Genomic DNA, 23,765 nt, shown 5'->3' with positions numbered 1-23,765 from the left:
CCTTTCTCCTTCAGGCTCACATGCGTTCCGGGGCACCGACACCGAGCAGCCCGAGGCCGTTGGCCAGGACCTGCCGCGCGGCGCCGACCAGCTCCAGCCGGGCGGCGTTCACCGGGGTCACCGGATCGTCGTCCTTCGGCAGGATGCGCAGCGTCTTGTTGGTCTGGAAACGGTGGTACGCGCCGGCCAGTTCCTCCAGATAGCGTGCGACCCGGTGCGGTTCGCGCAGCGCGGCGGCGCCCGCGACGATCGCCGGGTACTCGCCCAGGGTGCGGATCAGTTCACCCTCCTCGTCGGCGGTCAGCAGGCCGTAATCGGCTGCGACACCGGCGAATTCGAATTCCGCGGCATTGCGGGCCACGGCCGAGGTACGGGCGTGCGCGTATTGCACGTAGTACACCGGATTCTCGTTGCTCTGCTTGGTCCACAGGTCCAGATCGATATCGATACCGGAGTTGACCGAACTGCGGACCAGCGCGTAGCGCGCGGCGTCCACGCCGATGATCTCGACCAGATCGTCCAGGGTGACCACGGTGCCGGCCCGCTTGCTCATCTTGACCGAGCGGCCGTCGCGGACCAGATTCACCATCTGGCCGATCAGCACCTCCACGGTGTCCGGATCGTCGCCGAAGGCGGCCGCGGCGGCCTTCAACCGGCCGATGTAACCGTGGTGGTCGGCGCCGAGCATGTAGATGCACAGGTCGAAACCGCGGCCGCGCTTGTTCTGGAAATAGGCGATGTCACCGGCGATATAGGCGGAGGTGCCGTCGCTCTTGATGACCACGCGGTCCTTGTCGTCGCCGTATTCGGTGGAGGCCAGCCACCAGGCGCCGTCCTTCTCGTACAGCTTGCCCGACGTCTTCAACTGCGCCACGGCCTGCTCGACCGCGCCCGAGGCGAACAGCGAGCTCTCGTTGAAGTAGACGTCGAAGTCGGTGCCGAACTCGTGCAGGGTCTGCCTGATGTGCGCGAACATCAGCTCGACGCCCTCGCGGCGGAACAACTCGTGCCGCTCGCCGGCCGGCAGTTCCGGCGCCTGCGGATGCGCGGCGACGATGGTGCCCGCGATCTCCTCGATGTACGCGCCCGCGTAGCCGTCCTCCGGCGTCGGCTGCCCGGTCGCGGCGGCGACCAGCGAGTTGGCGAACCGGTCGATCTGCGCGCCGTTGTCGTTGAAGTAGTACTCCCGGGTGACATCCGCGCCCTGCGCGGCCAGGATCCGGCCCAGCGCGTCGCCGACCGAGGCCCAGCGGGTACCACCGAGGTGGATCGGGCCGGTCGGATTCGCGGAGACGAACTCCAGGTTGATCCGGGTGCCGCCGAGGCTGTCGGCGCCGCCGTAATCCGCCCCCTCGGCGAGGATCCGGGCCACGATCGCGCCCTGTGCGGCCGCGGCCAGCCGGATGTTCAGGAAGCCGGGCCCGGCGACCTCGGCGGTCTCGATACCGTCGGCGGTGGCCAGCGCCGCGGCGAGCGCGGTGGCCAGCTCACGCGGGTTCAGGCCCGCTTTCTTGGCCACCTGCATGGCCAGATTGGTGGCGTAGTCGCCGTGCTCGGGATTGCGCGGGCGCTCCACTTTGACCTCGTCGGGCAGGACCGTGGGGTCCGATCCGCGTTCGACAAGCACCTTCGCGGCCGTAGCGCGAAGGAGATCTGCAAGGTCAGCTGGAGTCACGAGTCTCTATCCTATGGTCTGAGCAGGTGGGCGCTGCCAGCGGCCACCTCCCGGGCGACCGCCCGGGCACGGCCGGCAGCACCGCGTTGCCGCACCGCGGATTGTCCGAGCACTCCAGAGAGCACATTCGAGAGGCAGCACAGAAGCGATGCCGAACACCAGCGCCAAATCGGCCAAGGCGATTCGCGCCGCCGCGAAATCGTCACCTTCGCGCAAGGCCGGCGGCGGCGGGGCCAAGCTACCCGACAAGCGTCAGATCCCCTGGCCGACCATCGGCGCTGCCGTGGTGATCATCGCGCTGATCGCCGCGCTGGCGGTCTATCTGGTACCGATGTACCAGAAGAAGGCCGACGCGGAGAAGTTCACCCCGACCGCGCAGAAGAAGGATCCCTCGCTGCAGATCCCGGGCGTGGTCACCAAGGAGTACAAGGGCGCGCTGCACGTCAGCGCGACCCAGCGGGTCGCCTACGACCAGAGCCCGCCGTTCGGCGGTCCGCACGACGCCTCGTGGGCCGACTGCACCGGCAAGGTCTACGGCAAGGCCATCCGCACCGAGAACGCGGTGCACGCACTGGAACACGGCGCGGTCTGGATCGCCTACAACCCGGACAAGGTCGCAGGCGGCGCGCTCGACACGCTGAAGCAGCAGGTACAGGGCAAGCCCTACATGCTGATGTCGCCGTATCCCGGCCTGGACTCGGCGGTCTCGCTGCAGTCCTGGGGTCATCAGCTGAAGCTCGGCGACGCCGACGACAAGCGGGTCGGCGAGTTCATCAGCGCGCTGCGGCTGAACCAGTACGGCGTCTATCCCGAGGTGGGCGCGGACTGCGCGAATCCGACCTTCAACGTGGACAATCCGCCGCCGTTCGATCCCACCCCGCCGGGACCGACCGCGATCCCGATGGACGGCAAGGGCCTCAACCAGGATCAGACCGAGCTCAGCGGCGGCGCGGGCGGCGGCATCCCGGGGCTGCCCGGTGGCATTCCCGGGCTGCCGGGCATGCCGGGTGTACCCGGCGGCGTCCCCGGTCAGCCGGGCCAGCCCGTACCGGCCCAACCGGTACCGGCGCAGCCCGCACCGGCCGAGCCCGGGGCGAATCAGTAGATGACCGACGACGACGTCACGACCGCTGCCCCCGGCCACCCCGCCGGGCGGCAGCGGACCGCACTGCTGGTCCTCGCCGCGGTCGGGCTGCTGCTGGCGGGTTTCGCCATCGGCCTCATCGCCCGGATCCCGTTGCAGGACAAGGGTGACGACGCCGCGCCCAGCGTGGTGGACGTCGGCTTCTGCCAGGACATGTCGGTGCACCACACCCAGGCGGTGCAGATGGCCGCGTTCGAACTGTCCGGCGGTTCCGATCCGGACGTGAAGCGGCTCGCCTACGACATCGTGACCACCCAGCAGAACCAGGTGGGCCGGATGCAGGGCTGGCTGCAACTGTGGGGCAAACCGCTGCTCGGCAACGGCGAATACATGGCCTGGATGTCCGACCCGATGAGCGGGCACGACCACGGCGCCTCGCACAGCATGTCCGGTCCCGTCGCCACCATGCCCGGGATGGCGAACGATCAGGAGATGGAGAAACTGCGCACGTCGACCGGCGTCGCCGAGGACACGCTGTTCCTCCAGCTGATGCTGCGGCACCACCAGGGCGGGGTGCCGATGATCGACTACGGGATGAACCACGCCGTCACCGACGCCGTGCGCACACTGGCCAACAGCATGAGCGCCAGCCAGACCAGTGAGATGCAACTCATCTCGGGGATGCTCACCACACGCGGCGCCACTCCCCTGCCGATGAGTTGATCACCAGGTCGGACCCGTTTTTTGGTGCACGCCGCCGAATACGATAGGCTTTCGAAGCCCGATCGGACGACGTGAGAACGGTGTGACGAGCGGGTCCACCCAGCCCTCGTAGCTCAGGGGATAGAGCGTTTGCCTCCGGAGCAAAAGGCCGCAGGTTCGAATCCTGCCGAGGGCACAGGTGACAGTGGCCCGGGCCGATGAAAATCGGCCCGGGCCATTTTTCTGTCCGGATGCTCCCGTAGGTTCGAGGGCACTATGGACGCTTTCTACCTCCCGGATCCGGCGGATCCGAACAGGTTCGAATCGACCGAACTCACGCGCGGACCGTGGTCGCCGGACGCACAGCACGCCGGGCCGCCGTCGGCGCTGCTCGCACATGTGCTGGAGCGCTGTGCGCCGCGGGAGGGCTTCCGGATCGGACGCGTGGCGGTGGAGATCCTCGGTCCGGTGCCGATCGCGCCGCTGACCGCCGAGACGCGCGTGCTGCGCCCCGGCCGCAATGTCGAACTGCTCACCGCCACATTGAGTTCCGAGCGTGGACCGGTGCTCACGGCCCACGCCTGGCGCCTGCGCACGGCGGAGCCGGAACTCGATCTGCCGGCCGAATCGCTACCGGCCGGCGGGCACCCCGGACCCGAAACGGTCACCGAGCGTGCGCAATTCCCGTCCGATCAGCCGATCGGCTTCCACACCGGCATCGACTACCGCTTCGTCTCCGGCTCGTTCCGGACGGCCGGGCCCGCGGTGTGCTGGATCCGGCTGCGGTATCCGATCGTCGCGGGCACGGTGCCCAGCCCCCTGGAACGCGCGCTGGCCGCGGCCGATTCGGGCAACGGGGTCAGCGCGGTACTCGATTGGGACCGATACCTTTTCATCAACACCGATCTCACCGTCACGCTGCACCGGGAACCGGCCGGGGAATGGGTGTGCCTCGACGCGACCACCTATCCGGAGCGCACCGGAATCGGGCTGGCCGAATCGCGGCTGTTCGACGAGCGCGGGCCGATCGGCCGCGGCACCCAGACCCTGTACCTCGCCCCGCGCTGAATCTCATTGCGGTGCACGGTAATTCGGCAACCGATCACACCGGCGTCGAGGTCAGATAGCGCTGCAGGGTCGGGGCGACATCGGCCACGAGTTGCCCGGTGGTCAGCGCGACCACCGGCGGAATGCGCAATACGTACCGGCACAACGAGATACCGAGCAACTGGGTCACCATGAGCCCCGCCCGGCGCGGGGCGTCGGCCGGATCGCCGATCCGCAGCACCGCGGGCATCACCTGTCCGGAGAACACCTGCCGGACCCGGTCGCCGACGACGTCGTCGGTGACCGCCGACCGCAGCAGCGTCTGCAGCACCTCGTCACCCGGCGGCGTCTCCCACAGCGTCAGGAAGTGCCGGATCACCAACTCGCCCAACGTCTCCGGCGAGACCGTCGCCAGATCCGGAATGGCCAGATCGACATCGGCGGCGGCCGCGAACAGCCCCTCCTTGTTGCCGTAGTAGCGCATCACCATCGAGGGATCGATGCCGGCGTCGGCGGCGATGGCCCGGATGGTGGCCTTGCGGTACCCGTCCTCGGCGAACCGCCGCCGCGCCGCCTCGAGGATGGCGGCGCGGGTGGCGTCGGACCGCCGCACGGGCGACTCGGCGGCCGGGGAGATCGGTTCGGAGCTCATGCCAACAACTGTAGGCCAACATCCGTTGACATTGCACCCGGGTCGTTCTACCGTGAAGTCAACAAACGTTGGCCTACAGATGTTGGCAAAACCGAGGAGTCGTCGTGAGCACCATTCCCGCCACCGCATCCGTCGTCGTCGCAGGGGCCGGGCCGACCGGCCTCACCGCCGCGATCGCCCTCGCCGACGCCGGCGTCGAGGTCGTCCTGCTGGACCGCCTCGCCGAGGGGGAGAACACCTCCCGCGCCTGCGTGATCCATGCCCGCACCCTCGAGGTGCTCAGCGCGTACGACGTCGCCGCGGAGCTGTGCGAACGGGGTCTCGTCGTCCCCGGGTTCAGCTTCCGCGACGGCAATCGGGTGCTGGCCCGGCTCTCCTTCGACCGGCTCCCGACACCGTTCCCGTTCACGGTGATGCTCGGGCAGAACGACACCGAGGCCGTCCTGCTGCGGCGGCTCGAGCGGGCCGGCGGCCGGGTGCACCGGCATTGCGAGGTCACCGGAGTCACGCAGGACGACCGTGCCGTCACCGTCGAATACCGCGACGCCGACGGCACGCCCGGCACGATCCGCGCGGACTACGTGATCGGCGCGGACGGGATGCACAGCCATACCCGGGAGGCGGCGGGTATCGGCTTCACCGGGGACAGTTACGCCGAATCGTTCGTCCTCGCCGATGTGCGGATGAGCTGGCCCGACCCGCGCACCGAGGCCACCCTGACCCTGGCGCCCCAGGGCCTGGCAGTGGTCGCGCCGCTACCGGACGAGCACGGCGACCGCTATCGCGTGGTGGCGACCGTGACCGCCACCCCGCCGGAACATCCGGATCGCGATTCCGTGCAGGACATCATCGACGACTGCCGTCCCGGTTCGGGCGCCACGGTGACCGAGGTGATGTGGAGTTCCCGGTTCCGGGTCCACCACCGGCTCGCCGACCACTACCGGGCGGGCCGGATCTTCCTGGCCGGCGATGCCGCCCATGTGCACAGCCCGGCCGGCGGCCAGGGCATGAACACCGGCATCCAGGACGGCGCCGCCCTCGGCGCGCTACTGGCCCGGGTGCTGCGCGGCGAATCCGCGACCCTGCTCGACGAGTACGAGCGGACCCGCCGCCCGATCGCGCTCGGCGTGGTCGCCTTCACCGACCGGATGACCCGGCTCGCCACCATCCGGTCGACGACCGGAAGGGCATTGCGCAACACCGCGATTCGCACCGCGGCCCGGGTTCCGGCGCTACGCCGGGCCCAGGCGTTCCGCCTGGCCGAACTGAACGCGCGCTGACCGAACCGCCGGGTGACCCGGCATGATCCGCAACCCGACGCCGGACGGAATCCGAAACCGCCCGGCGACAAGGGTTCTCAGGTCAGGCGCACTTCAGCTGGAAGCTGGCGGTACTCGTATTACCCGGTGTGACATCGACTTTCACCGGCGACGGACTGCCGAGCATGCAGCCGGACGGCACACCCGTGGCCGCCACCTGGTAGCAACCCCCGGGCAGATTGTGGGTCGCGGCGCCCTCGTGGCCCGCGGTGGTGAGGGTCGTCAGCGACGCGCTGGAATCGCATTTCGACACTCCGACACCGAGTCCCGAGGCCGGGAACTTCTCGGCGCCGGTGGTGGCCTGCACCTTCAATATCCCTTCATCGGCGGCCGGACCGGCGCCTTCCTGAGGTGATGCCGCACGGGCGGACCCCGAATCGTCGGCCGCGTGCGAGCACGCGGTCAGCGGCATCGCCATTGCGGCACAGGCCAGTAGAGACACGATGAACAGCGGGCGGCGCACCGGGCTCCTCTCCGTCGGGTGAGGGCGCTCCCGGCCCTCGCACGGCACCCACCCTAGGCCCTCCCCGCGGTGCCACACGACAGGACGACACGCGCGGGCCTTTCGTCGAGCGACAGCGGTAGCCCTCGAACTGGGGGCTCGGGCTACCGCCGGCTCAGCCGATACGATCCGGAACAGAGCCGGCAAATGCCGAGGAAAATGTGAAATAAATCCCATTTAAACGTACTGGTACCCGGCTGCGTCCCTCGGATACGCTCGCCGGTTGACCAATTCCGGGTTTCAGGGGGGAACATTGGTTCTCGTCACCATGTCCGACGCCGCGCCGCGCGTCCGATCCATTGCCGCGCCCGTGCGGTTCGGCGGCATCGGCGTCACGGTTCTGGCCGTATTCACCGCGGTGATATTGACCATTCCGGGTCTGCGCTACGACTACTTCGGCGACGAGTTGTACTTCATCGCGGCAGGCTCGCGGCCCGCCGTCGCCTACGCCGATCAAGGCGCGCTGCTACCGCTGCTCGCCCGATTCGCGGACCTGATCGCGCCGGGATCGGCCGTGACGCTGCGAATGCCGGGAATCGTCATGGCCGCGCTCGCCGTGATCGTCTGCGCGGCGATCGCCTACGAATTCGGCGGCGGTCCGCGCGCCCAGCTACTCGCCGGAATCGCCTACGCCACCTCGCCGCTCGCGCTGACCCAGGCGGCACAATTGAGCACCTTCTCCCTCGACGCCACCCTGCAGGCGGCGACGGTCTGGTTACTGATCCGCTGGATCCGCACCCGCCGGGACCGGCTGCTGATCCTGGCCGGGCTGCTCGCGGCGATCGATATCCAGGTGAAATGGCTGGTCCCGGTGACCTGGTGCTGTCTGCTCGCCGGACTGGCGGTGGCCGGGCCCCGCACGCTGCTGATGCGCCGGGCCCACTGGCTCGGCGCGCTGGTGTTCGCCGCCGGCGCCGCGCCCGACATCTGGTGGCAGGCCACGCACGGCTGGCCGGAACTGGCGATGAGCCGGGTGATCGGCGCCGAGCAGGACGCCGCCGGCGGCGGGCCGCTGGCCTGTCTGCCGCAGATCATCGGCCTGGCCGGGCTTCTCGGCGGACTGCTCGGCGGCTGGGGGCTGTGGCAGCTGTTCCGCTGGGAACCGTTGCGGCCCTACCGATTCCTACTCGTCACCGCGCTGTCGATGATCGCGGTGGTGCTGATCGGGCACGGGCGGCCGTACTACGTCGGCGGGCTGATGCCCGCGGTGTTCGCCGCGGGGGCCGTCGGCCTGTCGGCCCTCGACCACACCCGATGGCGCTGCTGGATCCGGCTCGGCACGCTCACCGCGGTCGCGGGCTCACTGGCGATCATCGTGACGCTGCTCGCGGCGCTGCCGCTGCCGCGGTCGTGGGCGCGCGACCCGATCACCTCGCCGGGCGAGTTCGCGCTGCGCTCGGATCTCTACGGTCCGGCCGGCTGGCAGGAGCTGGTCGCGGGCGTCGCCGGGGTCTACCGCACGCTGCCGGCCGACGAGCGCGCCCACACCGTCCTGGTCGCCCAGAACTACTGGCAGGCAGGCGCACTCGCGAAGTTCGGCGGCCGCTACGGCCTGCCCGCGACCTACAGTCCCAATCGCGGTTACGGCTTCTTCGGCCCGCCCCCGGACATCGCCACCACCGTGCTCTACATCGGATTGGACAGCGCCACACCGGCATTGCGGCACCAGTTCGACACCGTGACGCTGTCCGGCCGGCTCGACGACCCGCTCGGCTATCCCGGGGTGAACCGCAAGGTCGCGATCCACACCTGCCGGTGGCCGACCGCGGCCTGGCCCGTCCTGTGGCCGGCCATGCGGCAGTTGACCCTGCCGCTGGGCATCTGAACCGGCGTCACGACAACCCCGCCTCGGATATCAACCGGGTGACCCGGACATCGTCCACGGTGGCCGGATCCACCCGGGGCGCACGGGGATCCAGCGGCGGCAGCACCGGAGCGGCCGGAAGGTCCGCCGCCACCGGATATTCCAGCGCGGCCGGATCCGCCAGCAGTTGCTGACCCGACCGGCCGGTCACGAAGCGCACGAATTGCTGTGCGGCAGTTCGGTTCCGGCTCGATTTCAGCACACCGGCGCCGGAGATCGAGACGAACGCGCCGGGATCCGGCGACTCGAACCGGTACAGAGCGGTGCGACCGCTGTGTTCCGCGGCGGCGGACCGATCGGGATCGGTGGCGTCGGTGCCGGCCCGGTCGCGGAACCAGTGATCGGCGAAGACCAGCGCGCCGTCGGATCGGCCGGTGTCCACACCCGCCATGGCCGCGCCGGGATTCTGCGCGACGACCACCCCGGCCTTCACCCCCTGCAACCAGGCGCGGGTGGCCTCCTCGCCCTGCTGTGCCAGCACCGCGGCGACCACCTCCCGGAAGTCGGCGCCGGCGGTGTCGGCGGTCCAGCGGCCACGCCACTGCGGCTGCGCCAGCTCCAGCAGCGAGACGGGCAGCCGGTCGGCCGGCACTCGCGCCGGGTCGTAGACGAAAGCCGCGGTGCGCGCGGCGGTCCCGGTCCAGGTGCCGTCGGCGGACCGATATCCCTCGGGCACCTGAGCGAGGGTGTCCCGGTCCAGACCGGCGAACCGGCCCGCGTGGTCGACCTGCGCGATCGCCGGGGCGTCGGCGGCCAGGAACACGTCGGCCGGCGAGTCCGCCCCCTCCGAGACGATCTGATTCCCGAGATCGGTGTCGTCCCCGATGCGCAGCGTGACCGTGATGCCGGTGGCGGCGGTGAAGGCCCGCGCCCACGCCTGCGCCAGGGCCTCGTGCTCACCGCTGTAGACCAGGATCCGATCGCCGCCGGATCCCGCGCACGCCGTGGTCGCCGCGAGCACCGCCAGGGCCGCGAGCACCGCGGCCGTCATCTTTCCTCGCACCGACGCGCCGTCCTTCCGAGCCGCTTCCGCATCACCGGGTTCGGCTGACAACGTACTGTGCCACCCGGTGAACCCCGACCGCAGCTAGCCTTGATCGCAGGAGTGAGAACGGATCTGTGACATGACCTGCTGTGGACCGACCCGCCGCCGCATGCTCGGCGCACTCGCGGCCACCGCCGCGGCCCTGCCGGTACTGTCGCTGACCGGAACCGGCCCGGCGCTCGCCCGGGGTTCGGTCGTCGCCACCGATCTCGAGGTGGTCACCGTCACCGACACCACGGTGATCCTCACCTGGACCACCCGCACCTTCGACGGCGTGCCGGTGGCGGCCGATACGGAAGTGTCTCTGGCACCGGCCGATTCGACCGCCCCGCCGGGTCTCGTCCATTCCGATCCGGAGCCGACGCCGTACCACTACGCCGAGATCCGGGGCCTGGAACCGGGCCGCGCCTACCGATTCGAGGCCCGCTCCGGCGGGGTGCGCGCGGCGCCCGCCGCGAATCTGGTGACCGCGCGGCCCGGCACCCCCGAAACCCTCGGCGTGGTCAGCACTCTGGTGCCGCCGCCCGGCCGATATCTGCGCACCCTCGCGCTGTCCAACGACGTGCACATCGGCGAGACGGTGGCCGGGCTGATCAAGCAGAACCTGCCGCCGGGCATCGGCCAGGAGACCGGGCTGCCGCCGTACCCGGAGGTCATGCTCGACGCCCTGCTGGACGACCTGCGGCGGCCCGACCGCGGGGTCCACCATCTGCTGGTGGCCGGCGATCTCACCGCCGAGGCCAGGCCGGAACAGGTCGCCACGGTCCGATCGCGGCTGGACGGCTGGGGCGCCGCCGGACGGGACTGGTTCGCCGTCCGCGGCAACCACGATCGCCCGCACATCGGCGACGACTATCGCGCCTGCACATCGAATACCGATGCGGCCCATCATGATTGCTGGGGCGATCGATTCGCCGCGCGCGGCGTGCTGGCCGAGCACAAGGTGGGCGGGCTGCGCCTGCTCGGTCTCGACACCACCGAACTGGACATCGCCGGCGGCAGTATCGAGCCCGAACAGCTCGACCGCCTGCGCACCCTGCTCGCCGCCGACCCCGACCGCCCGACCGTCGTCTACGGTCATCACCCGGTCACCAGCGAATCCGGCGCCACCAACATGAGCGGTATGGATTTCATCCTGGACCGCGCCGACGCCGCCGCGGTGCAGTCGCTGTACCGGACGGCCCCCGGGGTCTTCCTGCACCACGCCGGTCACAGCCACCGCAACCGCCGCACCCGCCCCGATCTGCCGATCCCGGTCGACTTCCTGGAGGTCGGCGCCGTGAAGGAGTACCCGGGCGGTTACGCCGCGCTGCGCCTGTACGAGGGCGGCTACATGCTGAACTTCTACAAGACGCGGACCGAGAACGCGAAACGCTGGAGCACCCGCAGCCGCGGCGAATACCTCGGCCTGGAGCCCGAATACACCCTCGGCACCACCGCCGACCGCAATTACGTTGTGACGCGGGACCTCTCGGGACTCACCGCCGCCTGAGCACCCGTTCACCCGCGCGGCCCGGAGAAATCCGGCACCGGCGGTCCGCGCCACCGTGCCGGGGTGGTAGCCGACGCCGGCGGCGAGCCGCTACCGACCGGTGGCGGCCCCCGGGATCACGGATCGCCGGGCACGTAGCCTGGAGCACGTGTGGAAGCAGGTGGCGGCGGCTGCCGCGATCTCGGCCGGGCTCGCCGGGTGTGCGAGTTCCGCGGGCACGTCACCGTCCGGATCCGCCACCGTGGTCCCGGCTGCGTCCGAGGCGATGGATATCGGACTGTGCGGATCCGAGGACGCCGGCGATCTGGACAGCGCGCTGGGAGTCACCGGGCTGGAACAGATTTCGGCCAATCCGTTGCGGTGCGCATGGGCCGGGCCCGGCGATCGGCCGAACTACCGGGTGGTGTTCGAATGGTTCCGCGGCAGCTCGCTGGCGGACCGCCGGGGCCAGGTGACCGGGCAGGCGAGCACCGTGACGGTCTCGGGCCGGTCCGGGATCGCCTGGTCCGGACCCACGTCCTGTGAACTCGCGGTCGACTCGGGCGGGCAGGACTTCGTGGACTGGACGTTCACCGGGACCGGCGCCGGCCCGCAGTGCACGGCCCTGCAACACATCGCCGCCACCACCCTCGCGAAGGCGGGCTGACATGCGCGCGGCGATACGGCTCGGACTGGCGGCGGCGGTGGTCGCGGCGGCGCTCGCGGGATGTTCGGGCGGTCGATCGGACAGCCCGGTGCGCGCCGCCGACACACCCAACCTGCTGGCGGGCTGCGGGCCCCTGAGCGACGCGATCATCGCGAATCGGCTGGCCGTACCGCTGGTGCGGCCGCAGACCCAGCCGACCGTCTGCACCTGGACCGCCGAACTGCCCGGCGGCGACGCCGTCGACGTCACCTACGCCTGGCTGCGCGAGGACACGCTGCTGCGCGATCTCCAGGTGGCCGACCGATTCGGGTACCGCACCGAGAAAGTGGTGCTGAAGAAGTTCGGCGGCATGTACTGGCGCGACCCGAACGATCCGGGCAGCTGTGCGGTCACGACCGCCGACACCGGCACGATCACGTGGTGGGTGCAGAACAGAAGCCGTGCGGCGCAACCGGATCCGTGCGCCGCCGCGATGGGCCTGATGCAGGCCACCCTCGACGTCGACGGCGTCTGAAGCCGGAACTACTTGGTGTCCACCGGCTTCGGCGGCGTACCCGCGACCTCCATGGGGCTCGGGCCCGTCCCGCCGCGGGTGCCGCCCGGAGCCGAGGTGTGGTCCAGGACCAGCAGCCCGGCCACCGTGGCGCCGAGCGTGGCGGTGACCGCCGCGGCCGCAACGAGTTTGCGCTTGGAGACGCCGCCCGCCCCGGCCCGGCCCGGTGTCGCGGGCTTCCCGGCGAAGCGCACGCCGCGCACCCGCCGGGCCGAGGGCAACTGGGTCGCCATCAGTACCGCGCCACGCGCGGAGACGAATTCGGGCTCGGGATCGTAGATGGCCGGGAGGTCGAGCAGGGTCTCCACCTCGGTACGGATACCCGGGTTCCGGTTGCAGCCGCCCAGCAGCGCCACCGCCTGCGGGGTCACCCCCGTCTCCTCGATCAGCTGCCGCACATAGGAGACCGAATGATGGATCCCGGCGGCGACCAGTTCGTGGAAATCGCTGCGCGTCAGCACGACTCGCGTATGCGTACGCGGATCGCTCGCGGTGACCACCGGCGAGGCGGTGAGCGCCTCCTTGTAGGCGCAACTGGTCGGCCGGTCGATGGCGACGCCGTCGTGGGCCAGCCGCCAGCGCAGCAGTGCATCGTGACCGTCGCCGCACACCACCGTGCTGTGCCGGCCCGCCAGAATGGCGTCGGTGCGGCAGTCGGCCTGGGTGACGGTGAGGCCCGAGGCGCCGAGATCGTAGATCAGTACCGTGCCCTCGGCGGGTAGTCGCTCGGTGAAGCGCAGATAGCGCAACTGCGCCAACGGCTCGTCGACGATCGTGAGGCGGCTGCGCCCGGCGGCGGCGCGGATGGCCTCCTCGTGCGTGGCACAGCGGGTGGTGACGGCGATACCGGTGACGAACTCGTCGCGGCTGGTCGCGGCCTCGCGCATCAGCTCTACGGCTTCGAAGACCGCTTCGTCGACACCGGCGCCGGACGGTCGCGGCACCGTGCAGTGATCGATGGGGGGGAGGTGTGGTTGATCGGAGTGCGTGAGCATTGCACGCGCACCCCCGGCACCTGCTGATACCCCGAGGACCAGCACCATGGCTCAATGGTGAACCTTTTGCGCCGCAATGCCAAGCGGGTGCGCGGGAAAGTCGCTGGGTGGAAGCTCAATAGTTATCGGACGGGTATACAAGTCGGCGTGTCATGACCAACGCGTCGGTGTGTCGCCGTTGTCGAAGTCGCCGGCGGCACGGCGGAATTCCGCGAGCAGGGCGAGCAGCAGCCGCAGCCGATCCGGCGGGAGGCCGGGGCGTGCGAAAACCGTCCCGTTCAGCTCGGCGGTCGCCTGGGCGACCAGATCTCTTCCCGCCGTGGTGATCTCGATCAACGTTGCCCGCCGATCGCTCGGATGTGGCACACGTTTCACCAGATTCGCGGACTCCAGTCGATCCACGGTGTTCGTCACACTTGTCGGATGCACCTGCAAGCGCGCGCTGGCGACCGCCATCGGCAGCGCCCCGGTCCGGCTGAAACTGAGCAGCATGAGCAGCTCGTATCGGGAGAAGGTCAGCCCCGACGGGCGCAGCGCCTCGTCCACCCGGGCCATCATGATCTGCTGGGCCCGCACCAGCGAGGTGACCGCGGCCATCCCGTCGGCCACATCACCCCAGCCGTGTGCGTCCCACTGCCGGTGGGCCTCCTCGATCGGATCGAGTGGGAGTGGACGCGGTGTCGCCATGACGTGAGTCTATTGATTGCGATCACCATGACCGCAATCCTCGGTTCCGAGAACCTCGGCGGGCATGATGAGGGGGACGATGCGGGCGTGGCCGAGTGGTGAGGTACCGGATTGCAAATCCGTTCACGTGGGTTCGAATCCCGCCGCTCGCTCTGATTCGGCGCCGGTGCCGGGCGGAAGAATTTCCGCCCGGCGCCGGTCGTCAGCGATTGGCGAAATTGGCGCCGCGCTTCTCCACGAACGCCGCCATACCTTCCTTCTGATCCTCGGTCGCGAACAGCGAGTGGAACACCCGGCGCTCGAACCGCAGACCTTCGGACAGGGTGGTCTCGTAGGAGCGGTTGACCGACTCCTTGGCGACGAGTACCGACGGCAGCGACATGGACGCGATGGTCTCCGCCACCTCGAGCGCGGTGGACAGCAACTCGGCCGCCGGAACGATCCGGGCCACCAGCCCGGCGCGCTCGGCCTCCTCGGCGCCCATGGTGCGACCGGTCAGCACCAGATCCATCGCCTTGGCCTTGCCGACGGCGCGGGTGAGCCGCTGCGAACCGCCCATGCCCGGGATGATGCCGAGCTTGATCTCCGGCTGACCGAACTTCGCGGTATCGGCCGCGAACAGGATGTCGCACATCATGGCCAGCTCGCAGCCACCGCCGAGCGCGAATCCGGCCACCGCGGCGATGATCGGCTTGCGGAACGCGGAGAACCGCTCCCAGCCCGCGAACTGATCGGCCAGGAACATGTCCATATAGGACTTGGACTGCATCTCCTTGATATCGGCGCCCGCGGCAAACGCCTTCTCCGAGCCGGTCAGCACGACCGCGCCGATCCCCGCGTCGGATTCGAGTTCGTCGAGCGCGGCGCTGATATCGATGAGCACCTGCGAGTTCAGCGCGTTCAGGGCCTTCGGCCGGTTCAGCGTGATGAGCGCGACACGGCCCTTGCGCTCCAGCAGGATGGTCTCGAAATCGGTCACGACTGCTCCTCCGATCGGGTGCGGACAGTCGTGACGATAGCCGAGGCGCCCGAATCCACCAGACCCAGTTCACCATCGCCGAGACCGAGGAAATAGGAGTCGACCAGTTCGGCGCTGACGTCGCCGAGCGCCGGCGGCAGCCACTGCGGCGCACGGTCCTTGTCGATGACCTGCGCGCGGATGCCCTCGCCGAGATCGTGGCTGCGCAGCCCCGCCACCGAGACCCGGAATTCGCGATTGAGGGTGTCGGCCAGGGTGGCGTCGCCGCGGGCCGACCGCAACGCCCGCAGCGTCACCTTCACCGCGACCGGCGACTTCGCCAGGATGTCGGCGGCGGCCTGCCGGGCCTCCGGCACCGGATGCGCCTGTAATCGGTGGACGATCTCCTCGACGTCGTCGCCGGTGTAGCAGGCGTCGATCCACTCGCGCTGCGCGAGCAGTGCGGAGGCCGGTGCGGCCTCGGCGAATTTGGCGATCGCGACCTCCACGTCCGTGCCGGCCAGCGCCGCCAGCAGCGCCGGCAGCCGATCCGAGGGCACGTAGTGATCGGCGAATCCGGCCGCGATCGCATCGCCGGCCGCCATCCGCCCGGCCGTCAGCCCCAGATGCGTGCCGATCTCACCCGGCGCCCGCGACAGCAGGCGGGTCCCGCCCACATCCGGTACGAATCCGATCCCGGTCTCCGGCATCCCGATCGACGACCGCTCGGTGACCACGCGATGACTACCGTGCGCGGAGACACCGACCCCGCCGCCGAGTACCAGGCCGTCCATGATCGCGACGTACGGCTTCGGATAGTCGGCGATCAGCGCGTTCAGCGTGTACTCGTCGCGCCAGAACTGCCCGCTCGGCGAATCCGCCCCGCCCACACGGTCTTTCGCGTCCGTGTACATACCGACGAGATCGCCGCCGGCACACAGTCCGCGCTCCCCCGAGCCGGTCAGCACGACCACCCGGACCTCGTCGTCGTCGGCCCACGCACGCAACGCCGCGAGTACCGCCCGCACCATCGGATGATTCAGCGCGTTGATCGCCCGCGGCCGATCGAGGGTGATCACCCCCAGCCCGTCCCGCTTCTCGATGAGCACTTCGTCGGTCATCGCCACCCTCTTCCTCCGCGGGCAGGCATCAACCGGCCACTTTCTCACTGAATGAACAAATCTATAGTCGGATATCCACGCATCACAGCGCGCTGTGAGATAGTCCATAGCCCGCGCACGGCTCAGGGGCAGCGGTCGGCGATGCGGTGGAGGGTGGTGTGGTCGGCGGTGGTGACGGGCAGGTCGTAGCGGGTCGCGGTGGTCAGGTAGCGGCCGGCGTAGAAGCAGTGGTAGGCGCGGGCCGGCGGGAGCCAGTCGGCGGGGGTGCGGTCGCCCTTGTCCTCGTTGCTGCCGCCGTCGACCGCGAGCAGATTCACCTCGACATCGTTTGCGAACCGGATGCGTTGCGGCAGTGGCCAATTCGCGGCGCCGAGATCCCAGGCGGCGGCCAGCGGGTAGATGTGGTCGATCTGCACGGCCCGGGGACGACTGCGGTCGAACCCGATGCGATGGCCGGTGTAGGGATCGGACAGGGTGCCGGTGAGCACGACACAGTCGCGACTGCCGGGACGGAAGCGGACCGCCGTGAGCTGCGCCCCGAGGACGCGGTTGCGCGCGTCGCAGTCGTGGACGCCGTCGACCCAGGCGGGACCGAACACGCACAACTGTGCGGCCTGGCAGCCACGGTCGTAGCCACCGGGATGGGGGCGGCGCGGCACCACCCGCACCCGGGCGAGCAGACCCTCCAGGTCGACCCGGGTGGGACTGCCCGGAGCGGGGGCGACCGGGGCGAGTTGCGCACAGCCCGCGAGGAGTGCGGTGAGCACCACCACGAGTGCCCCACGCCATACCGGCGGCGGGCGGTGTGCCCGCGCGATTCCCGATCCACCCCTGCTCGATCGCACGGATCAGTTCTTACACCGGGCCGCCGACAACTCCGCGCGTCCCGGCGTGTCCGGCGGGCGGGTCGCTACAGCCAGGCGCGCGCCAGCAGATCGTCGGCGGGGAGGTCGGCCTCCTGCGGCGGATACCGCATGGCCTGCACGGATTCGGCGTGCACGCCGTCGTGGCCGATCAGCCAGGAACCACCCCGTTCCTCGCATTCGGCGATCTTCGCGAACGTGTTCAACAGAAAGGTGATCGCGTGCCGCGGATCACCGGTCCGCGCCAGCCGCTGCGATTCACCCGGCCGGGACAGATCCAGCCACACCCCGGACTGGCCGTCCAGCCGCATACCGACGATCTTCGACGCGTCGACGAACGTGAATTTGCGTCGTTCCCACGGCGTCGTCGGCGTGAAACCCTGCTCGAGTACCTGGAGCAGAATTGTCATGATTCACTGCCCTCCCTGCTCTGCGCGACGCCGGCCGCGCCGCGAATTCGGGCTCGCCGGGAACACCCGGTCGCAGGACCGTTCAATGCCCGGAACAATCTTCAGTACAGGTCGCGGAACGCGAGCGATCCGCCGCTCGCGTCATGACCAGCAGATATTTCAGTATGTTCCGCGCGCCGCGGGAAATAAAGGGGTGGTCGGTCGGTGCGACGGATTCGTGGCCCGCGGCCGAGCGCGAATTACGGCTCGGTAATTCATTCGCCGCCCGGATGTCCGGAGGTTCCGCGGCGGCGGCCGGTGCCGCGGATGTCGGTACCGGCTGATTTGATGGGCGGATGCTGCACGGGTTGTGGACGCCGGGGTCGGGCCTGCTCCTGTGGCGCGACGACGATTCCGGCGCCGCGGTACCCGGCCTGCTCGGTGAGCTGGTGGCGGCGGCGCGGTTCCGGCATCGGGCCCGGGTGCTGCGCCCCGGGCCGGACGGACCGGCCGAGGTGGAGGTGCCGGCGCACGCGCTGGCGCCCGACGGGGCCGCCGAGGTGCTGTTGCAGCGGTTGCCGCCCGCCGCGGTGGCCGCCGACCTGCGCTTCCTCGCGCACACCGCGCAGGGGGTGCGGCGCTGGGCGCGCGGCGGCCGGGTGGTGCCCGAGCTGACCCGGGCCGACGGCGAATGGTGGGCACGCTGGCGGCTGATCGGCGGACAGCGGCAACGGGCCTGGCTGGCCGAACTGGTCGCGGCCACCCCGCCCGCGCTGCGGGTGGCCGGGCGGCCCGCGGCGGTGCTGGAGGATCTGGTCGCGGAGCTGACCGATCCGATCGTGCGGGGTGTGCTGGCCGAGGCCGCACCGCAGCAGCCCACCCACGAGCTGGTCGCGGCGCTGCTCGCCGACGCGCCGGTCGAATCGGGCTCGCATCGGGTGGCCACCGCGCTCGAGCAGTGGCGAACCAGTCTGACCGTCGGCGAGCCGGAACTCGTCCTGCGGCTGCTGGAGCCGGCGGAGGATCCCGACGGCATCGTCGACGCCGACACGCTGTGGCGCCTGGAGGTCTGCCTGCGCTCGGAAGGTGAAGCGCCGCAACCGGTCCCGCTGTCCGGCGAACCGGCGATGCTGCGCCTGGCGGGCGAGAAGGTGACGGCCGCGATCGCGGCGTACCCGCGGCTGCGCGATCTGCCGCGCGCACCCGGCGGTATCGACTTCCTGCTCACCACCACCGGGGTACAGGATCTGGTGGCGCACGGCGCACACGAATTACGCGGCGCCGGAGTGCAACTCATGCTGCCGCGGGCCTGGCGGATCGTCGCGCCGAGTATGCGGTTGCGGGTGCAGAGTCCGGCCGCCGCCGACAGCGCCGTCGGCCTCAGCGGATTGGTCTCCTACCGTTGGGAATTGGCGCTCGGCGATACCGTGCTGACCCCCGCCGAGATGGCGCGGCTGGTGCAGGCCAAATCGGATCTGGTGCAGTTGCGCGGCGAATGGGTGCAGGCCGACCACGAGGCGCTCGCCGCCGCGGCCGTCTATCTCGGCGGCCGCACCGACGACCGGATCGGCACGATGGCCCAGGTGCTGGCCGAGGTGTCGGGTTCCGAGGTGAAGCGGGTGCCGCTGGAGGAGGTCACCGCCACCGGCTGGGTGTCGGCGCTGCTCGACGGGAACCGCGAGGTGGCGCCGATCCCGGCCCCGGCCGGGCTGCGGGCCCAGTTGCGCCCGTATCAGGAGCGCGGACTGACCTGGCTGGCCACCATGAGCCGGCTGGGCTGCGGCGGCATCCTGGCCGACGATATGGGCCTGGGCAAGACGGTGCAGGTGCTGGCCCTGCTGGTCCACGAGCGCGAGCAGGCCGCCGCCGTACCCGGGCCGACGCTGCTGGTGTGCCCGATGTCGGTGGTGGGCAACTGGCAGCGTGAGGCGCAGCGGTTCGCCCCCGACCTGCGGGTCGCGGTGCATCACGGGGCCGGCCGCCGCTCCGGCGCGGAATTCGATGCCGCCGTTGCCGATTCCGATCTGATGATCACCACCTACGCGCTGCTGGCCCGCGATGTCGAGGAGCTGAAGCGGCAGACCTGGGGCCGGGTCGTCCTCGACGAGGCGCAGCACATCAAGAACGCCGCCACCCGCCAGGCCCGCGCCGCGCGGGAGATCCCGGCGCGACATCGCCTGGCGCTCACCGGAACTCCGGTGGAGAACCGGCTGGAGGAGCTGCGGTCCATCATGGATTTCGCGGCGCCGTCGCTGCTGGGCAAGGCCTCACAGTTCCACGCCCGGTTCGCGATTCCGATCGAACGCGAACGCGACGAGAACGCCATCACCCGATTGCGCACGGTGACCGGCCCGTTCGTGCTGCGCCGGGTGAAGACCGATCCGGCGGTGATCGCCGACCTGCCCGACAAGATCGAGATGGCGGTCCGCGCCAACCTCACCGTCGAACAGGCCGCGCTGTATCAGGCCGTGGTCGACGATATGGTCGCGAAGCTGAAAAGCACCAAGAGCGAGAGCATTTCGCGCAAGGGCACGGTACTGGGCGCGCTGACCCGGCTGAAGCAGGTGTGCAACCACCCGGCCCACTACCTCGGCGACGGCTCCTCGATACTGCGCCGCGGACAGCACCGCTCCGGCAAGCTGGCGCTGGTGGAGGACGTACTGGAGTCCGTCCTCGCCGACGGCGAGAAGGCCCTGCTGTTCACCCAGTTCCGCGAATTCGGCGAGCTGATCGCGCCGTATCTCACCGAACGGTTCGGCACCCGCATCCCGTTCCTGCACGGCGGGGTGTCCAAGACCGGCCGCGACACCATGGTCGAACGGTTCCAGGAGGAGGACGGCCCACCGCTGATGTTGTTGTCGCTCAAGGCCGGTGGCACCGGCCTGAACCTGACCGCCGCCAACCACGTCGTGCACCTGGATCGGTGGTGGAATCCGGCGGTCGAGAACCAGGCCACCGACCGCGCCTTCCGCATCGGCCAGCGCCGCGACGTCCAGGTACGCAAACTGGTGTGCGTGGACACCGTCGAGGAACGGATCCACGACATGCTCGGCGGCAAACAGGAATTGGCGAATCTGACGGTGGGCACCGGCGAGAACTGGATCGGCGAACTGAACAACGACGAGATCCGCACCCTGTTCGCACTCGGCTCCGAGGCGGTCGGCGAATGAACGGTCGAGCGGCACGGGTAGGCCACGGCATCGGCAACGGGGCAGGTGACACCGCGGTATGAGTCCGGTCGAGGATTACAGCAAGTACGGCAAGCGCATTCCGGTGCACGGCGGGGTGCGGTCCCGGAGCCGCCGTGGCGCGTCCTTCGCCCGGAGTTGGTGGGGCCGCGCCTTTCTGGACGCGATCGAACAGGTCGCCGATGCGGGCCGGCTCACGCGCGGCCGCTCCTATGCCCGCGCGGGCCAGGTGGTGAGTTATCACCTCGAACCCGGCACGGTGGCCGCGGAGGTGCAGGGCAGCCAGCCCCGGCCCTTCACCGCGGTGCTGACGCTGCGGCAGCTGCGCGACGAGCGCCTCGACGAGGTGATCGACCTGGTCCGCGCCACCCCCGGCATGCTCGCGCAGCTCGCCTCCGGCACCCTGCCGCCCGAACTGGGCCCGATGCTGCTGCCCGGCACCGCCGCCGAACTCGACTTCTCCTGCACCTGCCCGGATTCCGGCTGGCCCTGCAAACATGTCGCCGCACTCTGCTACATCATCGCGGAACGCCTCGACGAGGAACCCGCGGTGATGCTCACCCTGCGCGGCCTCGACCTGGACACCCTCATCGGCGGCGTCGAACGCGACAGCGGCCCCACGGTTTCCGACGACCTGTACGGCGAGAACATCGCCCTGCCCGCCCTGCCCACGCCCGAATTCCGCACCGCCATAGACGATCTCGATCCGATCCCGCTGCGCCAGGCCCTGCGCGCGACCGCCGCGGACGAGCGCACCGCCGAGGCGGGCCTGCGCGATCTGCGCGCGATCTACCGGGCATTGGAGGACCGGCCGTGACCGATCCGGTGGACGATCTGGGCACACCGGTACCGATCCCCCGCCCCGCGCGGCGGGTGGTGTCGCTGGTTCCGTCGCTGACCGAGGCCATCACCGCGACCTGCCCCGAGGTACTGATCGCCGCCACCGACTGGTGCACCCACCCGACCGGCCTGGCGGTGGAACGAGTGCGCGGCACCAAGAATCCGAATGTGCGCCGGATCGTGGCGCTCGCCCCGGATCTGGTGGTCTGCAATCAGGAGGAGAACCGCCGCCTGGACGTGGACCGGCTGCGCGCGGCGGGAATTCCGGTGTGGGTCACCAGGATCACCACCCTGGACGAGGCCTGCACCGCCCTGGCGAACCTGTTCGGCACCGCGCTCGCGGTGCCGCTCCCGCCCTGGCTGACCGAGGCGGAACGGATCTGGTCCGTACCCCCACCGAAACCCGCTGTGCGCGCGGTGATTCCGATCTGGCGCAATCCGTGGATGGTCGTCGGCCGCGACACCTTCACCGGCGACCTGGCCCGCCGCCTCGGCCTGCACCTGGTGCACGCCGACCGCCCCGAGCGCTATCCCACCGTGTCCGACGCCGAACTGACGGCGAACGTCGACCTGGCGGTACTCCCCGACGAACCGTACGTCTTCACGAAAACCGATGGCCCGGAAGCCTTCCCGGACCTCCCGGTGGCACTCGTCGCCGGCCGCGCCCTCACCTGGTACGGCCCGTCCCTGGTCACCGCCCACGCCGAACTGACCGCCGCCCTCGCCGCCGCCGTCCACCACCGGACCGAGTAGCGCACCGGCACAACACCATTCGGCCGAGCCGACCGAGCCACACGCACCACATCACCGCGGCCACGCAGCGCCGGCACCGCACCGGTGTCGACGACCGGCGGTCCCGGCAGGCACGGACATCCCCACAACTGCCGCCGATCCCTACCGGCGTCGCCGACGGTCAGCAGCTCGCAGACGGCGCCGACGACCGGCGCTCGGTCAGGCCAGTAGGGCGGCGTCGATCGCGTAGACGCTCTGTGCGTTGGTGCGGAAGACCTGGTCCAGCTCGACGGCGCTGCCACCGCGGTCGGCCAGCACGTCGACGACCACCTGGGCACTGTCGGCGATGCTGGTGATCGGTTTGTCGATCGGGAAGTTCGAGCCCCAGATCAGGCGTTGCGCGCCGAAGACGTCGAAGGCGTGGTGCAGCAGCGGCGCGACGCGTTCCAGCAGAGCCGCTACCGGGGTCGGGTTGCCGCGGACCGGGACCGGATGGCCGAGGATGGGCATCGCCAGGCCGCTGACCTTGGCCAGCACGTTCGGCTGGGCGGCCAGGGTGGCGAGGTCCTCGCGCCAGCGGCCGAACAATTCGCGCCGCGCGGCGGCATCGGCGCCGGTGGTGCGGCCGACCGGGCCGAAGATGCCCGCGGGGGTCCCGAGGTGGTCGAGCACGATGGTCACCTCGGGGAACCGTTGTGCCAGGGCAGTCACCTCCGGCAGCTGATGCGAGTACACCCAGGCCTCGAACAGCAGGTCGCGGTCGGCGAGCACCCCGAATCCGTTCAGGAATCCGGAGGAGGTGAGGACGCCCGGCACCTCCGCGAAGGAGCGGACGCCGGGGTCCGGGTGGTGGGCGACCATCGTGCGGATGCCCCGGACCAGCGGTGATGCCGAGCGGTGCGCGTCGACCAGGTCGGCGAAGCCGAGGCGGCTCGGATCGCCGCCGCCGATGATCGCCCCGAGGGCGGGCGTGTCGACGCCGAACGGCAGGCTCGCGACCCAGCGGGTCTCGTCGGCCTTGGCCGCCGGCGCCCGCCCGGCCCATTCCACCTCGATGTGCACCAGCGCCTCCACCGGCACCTCACCGGCGTCGGAGCGGTAGTCGGCGGGCAGGTACGGGTGCAGATAGGCGCTGGGGTCGGCGATGAACTCCCGATCCCGCTTCGGCGTCAGCCGGGTGGCGAAGTCGGCCGGCAGCGGCAGGTAGCGCAGCAGCTTGGCGGCGGCGCTGAACTCCCTGGGCGTCCCGAGTGGATCCCACTGGTGGATGTGGGCGTCCACGACGCTGATTCCCGCGAGGTCCATACCGCCCCTTTCGTCCGGCTACCCGTCCGATCGGCGATCGCCCCATGGTCCCGGGGCCGATCGCCGCAGGTCGGGCCGATCGATCGCTTGCATACTGTCCAGAGTA

22 protein-coding genes and 2 tRNA genes are annotated in these 23,765 nt (G+C 70.3%); 13 read left to right on the top strand and 11 right to left on the bottom strand.

The genetic code is table 11. The features are described 5' to 3' along the window. Nucleotides 1-16: 16 nt before the first annotated feature. The gene (gene argS, locus G361_RS0141455) at nt 17-1,675 is read right to left on the bottom strand and encodes an arginine--tRNA ligase (protein WP_026344155.1); all 1,659 of its coding nucleotides are present in this window, start codon (nt 1,673-1,675) and stop codon (nt 17-19) included. Nucleotides 1,676-1,823: 148 nt separating this feature from the next. On the opposite strand from argS, the gene G361_RS0141450 reads away from it, so the two are divergent. From G361_RS0141450 to G361_RS0141435, 4 genes are all read left to right on the top strand, one after another. Continuing rightward, the gene (locus G361_RS0141450; RefSeq protein ID WP_019933056.1) at nt 1,824-2,780 is read left to right on the top strand and encodes a DUF3105 domain-containing protein; all 957 of its coding nucleotides are present in this window, start codon (nt 1,824-1,826) and stop codon (nt 2,778-2,780) included. Beyond that, nucleotides 2,781-3,482 (top strand): DUF305 domain-containing protein, encoded by a 702-nt coding sequence (locus tag G361_RS0141445; RefSeq protein ID WP_019933055.1) that lies wholly within the window; start codon nt 2,781-2,783, stop codon nt 3,480-3,482. 102 nt (nt 3,483-3,584) lie between these two features. Then, nucleotides 3,585-3,657, top strand: a tRNA-Arg gene (locus G361_RS0141440). Nucleotides 3,658-3,737: 80 nt separating this feature from the next. Continuing rightward, nucleotides 3,738-4,529 carry a thioesterase family protein gene (locus G361_RS0141435; RefSeq protein ID WP_019933054.1) on the top strand — a complete coding sequence of 264 codons (792 nt, stop codon included), beginning with the start codon at nt 3,738-3,740 and terminating at the stop codon, nt 4,527-4,529. 34 nt (nt 4,530-4,563) lie between these two features. Here G361_RS0141435 and G361_RS0141430 read toward each other — a convergent pair whose 3' ends face one another. Continuing rightward, nucleotides 4,564-5,160: a TetR family transcriptional regulator gene (locus tag G361_RS0141430; RefSeq protein ID WP_019933053.1), complete on the bottom strand. Its 597-nt coding sequence runs from the start codon at nt 5,158-5,160 to the stop codon at nt 4,564-4,566. Nucleotides 5,161-5,264: 104 nt separating this feature from the next. Between G361_RS0141430 and G361_RS0141425 the strand changes: the two genes are divergently transcribed. Next, complete coding sequence (locus tag G361_RS0141425) at nt 5,265-6,440, top strand: NAD(P)/FAD-dependent oxidoreductase (protein ID WP_019933052.1); 1,176 nt, start codon at nt 5,265-5,267, stop codon at nt 6,438-6,440. A gap of 82 nt (nt 6,441-6,522) precedes the next feature. Here the strand turns inward: G361_RS0141425 and G361_RS0141420 are convergent, their stop codons facing one another. Next, nucleotides 6,523-6,942 carry a hypothetical protein gene (locus G361_RS0141420; protein ID WP_155982074.1) on the bottom strand — a complete coding sequence of 140 codons (420 nt, stop codon included), beginning with the start codon at nt 6,940-6,942 and terminating at the stop codon, nt 6,523-6,525. A 262-nt stretch (nt 6,943-7,204) separates the two neighbouring features. Between G361_RS0141420 and G361_RS0141415 the strand changes: the two genes are divergently transcribed. Next, the gene (locus G361_RS0141415; protein ID WP_155982073.1) at nt 7,205-8,806 is read left to right on the top strand and encodes a glycosyltransferase family 39 protein; all 1,602 of its coding nucleotides are present in this window, start codon (nt 7,205-7,207) and stop codon (nt 8,804-8,806) included. A 7-nt stretch (nt 8,807-8,813) separates the two neighbouring features. Here the strand turns inward: G361_RS0141415 and G361_RS0141410 are convergent, their stop codons facing one another. Continuing rightward, the gene (locus G361_RS0141410) at nt 8,814-9,848 is read right to left on the bottom strand and encodes an extracellular solute-binding protein (RefSeq protein WP_231387260.1); all 1,035 of its coding nucleotides are present in this window, start codon (nt 9,846-9,848) and stop codon (nt 8,814-8,816) included. A 121-nt stretch (nt 9,849-9,969) separates the two neighbouring features. On the opposite strand from G361_RS0141410, the gene G361_RS0141405 reads away from it, so the two are divergent. The 3 genes from G361_RS0141405 to G361_RS47665 all read left to right on the top strand — a co-directional run bounded on the left by G361_RS0141405 (nt 9,970) and on the right by G361_RS47665 (nt 12,542). Further along, the gene (locus tag G361_RS0141405; RefSeq protein ID WP_026344152.1) at nt 9,970-11,382 is read left to right on the top strand and encodes a metallophosphoesterase; all 1,413 of its coding nucleotides are present in this window, start codon (nt 9,970-9,972) and stop codon (nt 11,380-11,382) included. 148 nt (nt 11,383-11,530) lie between these two features. Continuing rightward, entirely contained in the window at nt 11,531-12,028 is a 498-nt protein-coding gene (locus G361_RS0141400; RefSeq protein WP_196814767.1) for a DUF3558 family protein, read from the top strand. Nucleotide 12,029: 1 nt separating this feature from the next. Then, complete coding sequence (locus G361_RS47665) at nt 12,030-12,542, top strand: DUF3558 family protein (protein ID WP_019933046.1); 513 nt, start codon at nt 12,030-12,032, stop codon at nt 12,540-12,542. A gap of 8 nt (nt 12,543-12,550) precedes the next feature. Here the strand turns inward: G361_RS47665 and G361_RS0141390 are convergent, their stop codons facing one another. Then, a complete protein-coding gene (locus G361_RS0141390) occupies nt 12,551-13,525 on the bottom strand; it encodes an Hsp70 family protein (protein WP_019933045.1) in 975 nt (324 codons plus the stop codon). Between the two features lie 201 nt (nt 13,526-13,726). Then, on the bottom strand, nt 13,727-14,263 hold the full coding sequence (locus tag G361_RS0141385) for a MarR family winged helix-turn-helix transcriptional regulator (RefSeq protein ID WP_019933044.1): 537 nt from the start codon (nt 14,261-14,263) through the stop codon (nt 13,727-13,729). An 81-nt stretch (nt 14,264-14,344) separates the two neighbouring features. Here G361_RS0141385 and G361_RS0141375 point away from each other — a divergent pair. After that, nucleotides 14,345-14,415 (top strand) — tRNA-Cys (locus tag G361_RS0141375). Between the two features lie 50 nt (nt 14,416-14,465). Here G361_RS0141375 and G361_RS0141370 read toward each other — a convergent pair. From G361_RS0141370 to G361_RS0141355, 4 genes are all read right to left on the bottom strand, one after another. Next, a complete protein-coding gene (locus G361_RS0141370) occupies nt 14,466-15,242 on the bottom strand; it encodes an enoyl-CoA hydratase (RefSeq protein ID WP_019933043.1) in 777 nt (258 codons plus the stop codon). After that, the gene (locus G361_RS0141365) at nt 15,239-16,342 is read right to left on the bottom strand and encodes an enoyl-CoA hydratase/isomerase family protein (RefSeq protein ID WP_019933042.1); all 1,104 of its coding nucleotides are present in this window, start codon (nt 16,340-16,342) and stop codon (nt 15,239-15,241) included. Before G361_RS0141365 ends, G361_RS0141370 begins: the two co-directional genes overlap by 4 nt. A gap of 122 nt (nt 16,343-16,464) precedes the next feature. Further along, nucleotides 16,465-17,115 carry an HNH endonuclease family protein gene (locus G361_RS0141360; protein WP_019933041.1) on the bottom strand — a complete coding sequence of 217 codons (651 nt, stop codon included), beginning with the start codon at nt 17,113-17,115 and terminating at the stop codon, nt 16,465-16,467. Nucleotides 17,116-17,252: 137 nt separating this feature from the next. Next, complete coding sequence (locus G361_RS0141355) at nt 17,253-17,615, bottom strand: hypothetical protein (protein ID WP_019933040.1); 363 nt, start codon at nt 17,613-17,615, stop codon at nt 17,253-17,255. Nucleotides 17,616-17,950: 335 nt separating this feature from the next. Here G361_RS0141355 and G361_RS0141345 point away from each other — a divergent pair, with 335 nt between their 5' ends. Genes G361_RS0141345 through G361_RS0141335 form a run of 3 tightly spaced genes read left to right on the top strand, consistent with a single transcriptional unit; the run spans nt 17,951 to nt 22,375 of the window. Further along, on the top strand, nt 17,951-20,764 hold the full coding sequence (locus G361_RS0141345; RefSeq protein ID WP_019933038.1) for a DEAD/DEAH box helicase: 2,814 nt from the start codon (nt 17,951-17,953) through the stop codon (nt 20,762-20,764). Nucleotides 20,765-20,822: 58 nt separating this feature from the next. After that, on the top strand, nt 20,823-21,599 hold the full coding sequence (locus G361_RS0141340; protein ID WP_019933037.1) for an SWIM zinc finger family protein: 777 nt from the start codon (nt 20,823-20,825) through the stop codon (nt 21,597-21,599). Then, nucleotides 21,596-22,375, top strand: coding sequence for a helical backbone metal receptor (locus tag G361_RS0141335; RefSeq protein ID WP_019933036.1), 780 nt, complete (start codon nt 21,596-21,598; stop codon nt 22,373-22,375). The genes G361_RS0141340 and G361_RS0141335 overlap by 4 nt, the downstream gene beginning before the upstream one ends. Before the next feature lie 198 nt (nt 22,376-22,573). Here the strand turns inward: G361_RS0141335 and G361_RS0141330 are convergent, their stop codons facing one another. After that, a complete protein-coding gene (locus G361_RS0141330) occupies nt 22,574-23,659 on the bottom strand; it encodes an amidohydrolase (RefSeq protein WP_019933035.1) in 1,086 nt (361 codons plus the stop codon). Nucleotides 23,660-23,765: the final 106 nt, after the last annotated feature.

Origin of the sequence: Nocardia sp. BMG111209 (assembly GCF_000381925.1) — a bacterium.
In the GTDB taxonomy this organism is placed as follows: domain Bacteria; phylum Actinomycetota; class Actinomycetes; order Mycobacteriales; family Mycobacteriaceae; genus Nocardia.
The sequence above is the reverse complement of the archived record's forward strand: the minus strand, read 5'-3'. Positions and strand labels throughout refer to the sequence as shown.